Consider the following 6391-nt stretch of genomic DNA (forward strand, 5'->3'; position numbering starts at 1 on the left):
TGTGGTTTGTACTGGAATTTTGCTTTATGATCCTCGTGGTTAAGATGATCCTAGGAACCGTACGCTGGATGACCAGTTGGATCGGCTGAGAGGGGATAGAGACATTAGTGAATGACTCAATGTCACCTAGGGGTTTTGCTCTTTCATTTTCAGGCTCGTGACTCAATGTCCACTGGACATAACCTCGCTTTTCCGTTTTCAAGTTGGTGAATCAATGTCCACTGGACATGAACTCGCTTTTTCGTTTTCAGGCTCGTGAATCAATGTCCACTGGACATTTTTTTAATTAAAAGCATTCTAAATAGTGATTTATTTTGAAACATGCTATAATAGGGGTAACGAATCGATTAAATCATATTGGAAAGGGGGGATCATAGTGAACGCATTGCATCGTCATGAAGAAGAGCGCGTGGAAGAAGTTTTGCAAAGTTTGCGTGCCAAGGGCATTCGGATAACCGATACTCGCAGAGCAGTTCTTTCCTATTTAGTGGCGAGTCATGAACATCCAAGCGCTGAGAAGATCTATCGCGATTTATTGCCTCAGTTTCCAAGTATGAGTCTAGCAACTGTCTACAACAATATCAAGGTTTTAATTGATGAGGGGGTTGTTTCTGAGATCAAGGTTCGCAATGATACCACGACCTATTTTGATTTCATGGGGCATGACCATTTGAATGTGGTGTGTGAAAAATGTGGTCGTATCGCAGATGTGGACATTGAAGTCCCAGATCTTCGCGAAGAAGCAGCGAGTCAAAGTGGCTACCAGATCACCAAGACCCAAATGACCGTCTATGGTATTTGCCCAGACTGTCAAAAACAATGATGAAGATATTCCAAGAGAGCCGTCAGGCTCTTTTTTGTGAGAAATTGCACTTTTCTATGGTCGCCACTAGATTTTTTACTGAAAATCTAGTAGAATAAAATAGATAAACGGGGGAAACCTCGGAGAATAAAAAGGAGATCCATCTAATGGTAAAATTGGTTTTTGCTCGCCACGGTGAGTCTGAATGGAACAAAGCTAACCTTTTCACTGGTTGGGCTGATGTTGATTTGTCTGAAAAAGGTACACAACAAGCGATCGACGCTGGTAAATTGATCAAAGAAGCTGGTATCGAATTTGACCAAGCATACACTTCAGTATTGAAACGTGCGATCAAAACAACTAACTTGGCTCTTGAAGCTTCTGACCAATTGTGGGTTCCAGTTGAAAAATCATGGCGCTTGAACGAACGTCACTACGGTGGTTTGACTGGTAAAAACAAAGCAGAAGCTGCTGAACAATTTGGTGATGAACAAGTTCACATCTGGCGTCGTTCATACGATGTATTGCCTCCTGCAATGGACCGTGATGATGAACACTCAGCACACACTGACCGTCGTTACGCTTCACTTGATGACTCAGTAATTCCAGATGCTGAAAACTTGAAAGTTACTTTGGAACGTGCCCTTCCATTCTGGGAAGATAAAATCGCTCCAGCTCTTAAAGACGGTAAAAACGTATTCGTAGGAGCACACGGTAACTCAATCCGTGCCCTTGTAAAACACATCAAACAATTGTCAGACGACGAAATCATGGATGTGGAAATCCCTAACTTCCCACCATTGGTATTCGAATTTGACGAAAAATTGAACGTTGTAAAAGAATACTATCTTGGAAAGTAAGATAGCGTGATTTGTTATCAATCATAGAAAGCTGACTTCGGTCAGCTTTTTTTGTTCATCGCAAACCTAGCCGCTTTTGGGTTTTCAGGGTCTCCTAAAAATGTTATAATAGAGTGTTACTAAATTGGGTTCCATTAGCCCTGAAAGGAAAAGAAACATGACAAAATCATTCTACATCACAACCCCTATCTATTACCCATCTGGTAAATTGCATATTGGTTCAGCATACACAACGATCGCCTGTGACGTCTTGGCGCGTTACAAACGTATGATGAACTATGATGTTTTCTACCTGACTGGTCTTGATGAGCACGGTCAAAAGATCCAGCAAAAAGCTGAAGAAGCTGGCATTACGCCGCAGGCTTATGTAGATGGGATGGCTGTTGGAGTGAAAGAACTCTGGCAATTACTCGATATCTCATACGATAAATTCATCCGTACGACAGACGATTACCATGAAAAAGTGGTGGCCCAGGTCTTTGAACGCTTGCTGGCTCAAGACGACATCTACCTTGGTGAATACTCTGGTTGGTATTCAGTATCTGATGAAGAGTTCTTTACAGAAAGCCAATTGGCTGAGGTATACCGTGATGAGAATGGCAAGGTCATCGGTGGGGTGGCCCCATCAGGCCACGAAGTAGAATGGGTTTCTGAAGAATCTTATTTCCTTCGCCTCAGCAAATACCAAGACCGCTTGGTTGAGTTTTTCAAATCCCAACCAGACTTCATCACTCCAGATGGCCGTCTCAATGAAATGTTGAAAAACTTCATCGAGCCAGGTTTGGAAGACTTGGCAGTATCTCGGACTACCTTTACCTGGGGAGTACAAGTTCCATCCAATCCTAGACACGTTGTCTACGTTTGGTTTGATGCTCTGCTTAACTATGTGACAGCTCTTGGTTACAGTCAAGAGGATCATGAAAACTTTGACAAATTCTGGAACGGAACCGTCTTCCACATGGTCGGAAAAGACATCCTTCGTTTCCACTCCATCTACTGGCCGATCCTTCTCATGATGTTGGATATCAAATTGCCAGAACGTTTGATTGGCCATGGTTGGTTTGTCATGAAAGACGGTAAGATGTCTAAGTCTAAAGGAAATGTCATCTACCCTGAAATGTTGGTGGAACGCTTCGGCTTGGATCCGCTTCGTTACTACCTCATGCGCAGTTTGCCAGTTGGTTCAGATGGTACCTTTACACCAGAAGACTACGTGGCTCGTATCAACTATGAATTAGCCAATGACCTTGGAAACCTCCTCAACCGGACGGTAGCCATGATCAATAAATACTTTGGTGGTCAAGTTCCGGCTTATGTCGAAAATGTCACTGCATTTGATGCAGATTTGGCCAAGGTGGTTGAAGAAAACATCGCTGAATACCACAAGCAAATGAACGCGGTTGATTACCCACGCGCTTTAGAAGCTGTATGGAACATTATCTCTCGTACCAACAAGTACATCGATGAGACTGCTCCTTGGGTCCTCGCTAAAGAAGATGGTGACAAGGAACAATTGGCAGCGGTAATGGCTCACTTGGCAGCCAGCCTTCGTGTCGTGGCTCACCTGATCCAACCATTTATGATGAATACCTCAAATGCCATCATGGAACAATTAGGCTTGGGCTTGGACTTCGATCTTGAAAACTTGACCTTAGCTGGCTTCCCAGAAAATGTTACAGTGGTTGCCAAAGGAACTCCAATCTTCCCACGTCTGGACATGGAAGAAGAAATTGCCTACATCCAATCGCAAATGACTGCTGGTAAACCACAAGAAAAAGAATGGATTCCAGAAGAAGTGGAACTCAAGTCTGAAAAAGATGAGATCAAGTTTGAAGAATTTGACAAGGTTGAAATCCGTGTCGCAGAAGTCAAAGAAGTGGAACGCGTCGAAGGATCTGACAAGTTGCTTCGCTTCCGTTTAGATGCAGGAGATGGTGAAGATCGTCAAATCCTCTCTGGTATCGCGAAATTCTATCCAAATGAACAAGAATTGGTCGGCAAGAAACTTCAAATCGTGGCCAACCTTAAACCACGTAAGATGATGAAGAAATATGTCAGTCAAGGCATGATTCTTTCCGCAGAACACGGGGATCAATTAACAGTCTTAACAGTTGATCCATCTGTACCAAATGGAAGCATCATTGGCTAAACGATAATTGTATATGAAAAGCACTCCCGCGGGAGTGCTTTTACTGTATCTATATAGTTCCCATCATTGAGTTTTACAAGGATGGTAGATGAGTTCTATTTGTCATGAATGTTAATGGAGACTTCCGCAGTGAGAAAAGAGTCTGAAACATTTTCGTTTCAAACTCTCAGAAGATTTGAGACAGTGGGATCAAATCTTAGGTATGGAATCCCAAAGGGATACGCTACCGTCCGTCCTCACCCAAGAAAAGTCTCCGAATATAGTTCCTATTCATCAGGCCGGTATTCCAGGATATCTCCTGGCTGGCAGTCGAGTTCTTTACAGATGGCTTCAAGGGTGGTGAAGCGGATGGCTTTGGCCTTGCCGGTCTTGAGAATGGAGAGGTTGGCTGTCGTGATGCCGATTTTGTCGGCTAGCTCATTGGATTTCATTTTTCGCTTGGCCAGCATGACATCTAGATTGACGATAATCATGGTCCCCTCCTTAAATGGTTAGCTCATTTTCTTCAGCAATTTCAATCCCTCTCTCTAAAATCTTGCCAAGGACCCAGACAATTGGGACGGTAAGGAGAAGTCCCGTGTTAAAGGTCAATCGGAAGGTGAAGGGAAGGAGATAAGCATTGCCACTGGTTTCAAGTGTGCCAGACATAAAGGACAAGACCAAGAGAATCTTCCAAGCTCGATTGCAAAGATCAATGTTGGAGTGAGAAAAGATCTTTTCTTGGTAGAGATTTTGGAGGAAGCTGCGAATGGTGATGAGAAGGTAAATATAGATAGCGCTTGAGGCTAGTGGGAAGAGCAACTGCCAGAGAGGTTGCGGATGTTGGGGAAAGAGCTGGATGCCATTGATATCAAAGGACAAGCGTCCAGTTTGAACGATCTCCTTAAACACTCCCATCCGGGAAAGCAGGTGGATGACCAGTGCTACCAAGGTCATAAAGCCACAGAAGTAAATGAAAGCCGTTAAGACTTCAATGACATCTTTTAAGGTTTTTGAGTTTTTCATCGCAAGCCTCCTTGAAGTTAATTTATTTTTCACTTATAGTATACTCCTTATAAAAAATAAGTCAATAAAAAAGTATCGAAAAACGATAAAAAAATAATGATAAACAAAATATTGTTTTTGCAAAACAGGTATTCTTTGTTAAGACTTTAAAAAAGTCTCAAGCTGGAAAACCACTACATAGAGGGGAATTTTACTATACTGTCGATTTAGGGTATACTAGTGTAAAGATCTTATTCCATGGAGGTAGTAAAATGAATCTAAAATGGAAGAAAAAATACCTAGGGCCGATTTTGGGACTGGTCGGAGCAGCTGTTCTGATCGGTGGGGTCTATCTCTACTCTAGTTCCAACATCCAACCAGACCATCAAAAGGAATTTAACCAGACCAGCAAGAAGGTCACCAAGCCAAAAGAAAAAGCCATTGACTTGAGTGGCGATTATGTCTCCAATGAACGGGACGAAGCCAAAATCGAGAAAAAAGGCAAGGCCTGGAAGATCGATTACCAAACGGCTGACGGCAAGGTAGCTGCTGAATTTAGCACGGATTGGAAGGTCGAAGGGTCTAATAAGGTTTCGACAGGCAAGATGAAAAAGTCCGATGGCAATACCGATTTTACAGTCACTGTTCGCGTCTTCAAATATAAGACGGATAAGAAGCCTTTGATTACGGTGACCATGTCTGACAAAAATCCTGACCACGAGATGGTCTTTGCCAACAGGGAGGATTTCTTCAAATCGACAGATCCAAATGATGTTATCCTTGATGGCAATCTTTCACCGTTTGAGGGTGCCTATTCCAATGATGCCTATGAAAAGGAAATCGCCGATTCCGGTTTTAAACTCTATGGCTATACTCCAGAAGAGTATTACCAAAACAAGACCAACGCCTTTCCAAGCATTGTAAATGGTGAGACCGGCTGGACTTTCTGGAGTGGAGGTACTCGGGCGAGTTACCTGCTCAATAAAGAAAAAGAGCCCAAGAAGCGAAAAGGCTATTATGAAGTTTATTTCACTGGGGCCAATGCGACTGCGATCCAAGGGCAGGAGCAAATCTTGTACTTGATCCCGCCAGGTGTGACAGGTCCTGATGGAGTGGCTTCCCAAGAACGTCGGATTCTCTTTGGAGATGTGGCCTTTCGGGATTACCATCTAGAGTGGTGGAAAGCTTATCCGCAACCGAAAAAAGAGAAAGACTTGGATATTGCGGCCATTAACGGAGGCGACTTCTCAAGCTTAGCTGGAACCTGGCGCAATGGCAAAGGTGCTGAGATCGTCATCCAAGCAGACGGAAAAGTCAAGGGCCAAGGCAGCCTCAAGGCTGTTGCGGACTCGGATAAGAAAAGCAAGATCCCTTATGTTGAGATGAAGATGGGTGAGACTGGTGCTGCGATTGGACTTCTGAAAATCGGGTTCCAAAATCCAGATGGAGACCAGTCTGATACCAGCAAGCCACGTCTGGTGCTCACTCAATCTGCAGGAAACTACCCAGCTGATCAATATTTCTACCGTCAATAAAAGAGAGTGGGACAGAAATCGGTAATTCGTTAGAATTCGATTTCGTCGTCCCACCTCCGCA

Annotated in this window: 6 protein-coding genes; 4 read left to right on the forward strand and 2 right to left on the reverse strand. The window is 43.5% G+C overall.

Features of this window, described 5'->3' with window-relative positions; all coding sequences use genetic code 11:
• The first annotated feature begins 376 nt into the window (after positions 1-376).
• From ADI76_RS01540 to metG, 3 genes are all read left to right on the forward strand, one after another.
• Positions 377-823, forward strand: coding sequence for a Fur family transcriptional regulator (locus tag ADI76_RS01540; protein ID WP_080982765.1), 447 nt, complete (start codon positions 377-379; stop codon positions 821-823).
• Positions 824-969: 146 nt separating this feature from the next.
• Positions 970-1662, forward strand: a complete 693-nt coding sequence (locus tag ADI76_RS01545) for a phosphoglycerate mutase (protein WP_003012031.1) — start codon at positions 970-972, stop codon at positions 1660-1662.
• A 157-nt stretch (positions 1663-1819) separates the two neighbouring features.
• Positions 1820-3811, forward strand: a complete 1992-nt coding sequence (gene metG / locus ADI76_RS01550; RefSeq protein WP_049514253.1) for a methionine--tRNA ligase — start codon at positions 1820-1822, stop codon at positions 3809-3811.
• A gap of 266 nt (positions 3812-4077) precedes the next feature.
• Here metG and ADI76_RS01555 read toward each other — a convergent pair whose 3' ends face one another.
• Together ADI76_RS01555 and ADI76_RS01560 are read right to left on the reverse strand one after the other, a co-directional pair.
• Positions 4078-4284 (reverse strand): helix-turn-helix domain-containing protein, encoded by a 207-nt coding sequence (locus ADI76_RS01555; protein WP_003006064.1) that lies wholly within the window; start codon positions 4282-4284, stop codon positions 4078-4080.
• A gap of 10 nt (positions 4285-4294) precedes the next feature.
• Positions 4295-4816, reverse strand: a complete 522-nt coding sequence (locus ADI76_RS01560; RefSeq protein ID WP_049514254.1) for a DUF2975 domain-containing protein — start codon at positions 4814-4816, stop codon at positions 4295-4297.
• A gap of 251 nt (positions 4817-5067) precedes the next feature.
• On the opposite strand from ADI76_RS01560, the gene ADI76_RS01565 reads away from it, so the two are divergent.
• Positions 5068-6330 (forward strand): DUF6287 domain-containing protein, encoded by a 1263-nt coding sequence (locus ADI76_RS01565; protein ID WP_049514256.1) that lies wholly within the window; start codon positions 5068-5070, stop codon positions 6328-6330.
• Positions 6331-6391 lie beyond the last annotated feature (61 nt).

Source organism: Streptococcus parasanguinis (assembly GCF_001074805.1).
GTDB lineage: Bacteria > Bacillota > Bacilli > Lactobacillales > Streptococcaceae > Streptococcus > Streptococcus parasanguinis_A.